The sequence below is a fragment of the Alkalicoccobacillus porphyridii genome (assembly GCF_007293315.1).
Taxonomy (GTDB): Bacteria; Bacillota; Bacilli; order Bacillales; family Bacillaceae_D; genus Alkalicoccobacillus; species Alkalicoccobacillus porphyridii.
Window position 1 is genome coordinate 1 of the sequence record NZ_VLXZ01000195.1, and the last position, 275, is coordinate 275.

The following is a 275-nucleotide window of genomic DNA, read 5'->3' on the forward strand; positions in this document are numbered from 1 at the left end:
GCCGTAAATCAGGCGGTATGGGCGGTTATGCCGAGTATGCTTTCGGTAAATCCGGTAACTTTATGGCGAACTATACCTACGGCGTCTCACTGCTGATTGCTAACGTCGCGATTGCTATTTCGGCGGTTGGTTACGGCACCGAACTGCTCGGCGCGAGTTTGTCGCCAGTGCAGATTGGTCTTGCGACCATCGGGGTGCTGTGGATTTGTACCGTGGCTAACTTTGGTGGTGCGCGCATTACCGGGCAAATCAGTAGCATTACCGTGTGGGGGGTC

At 54.9% G+C, this 275-nt stretch carries 1 protein-coding gene; it reads left to right on the forward strand.

The features are described 5' to 3' along the window. A partial coding sequence (locus tag FN960_RS24000; RefSeq protein WP_143850807.1) for an amino acid permease occupies positions 1-275 on the forward strand: 275 nt, incomplete at both ends.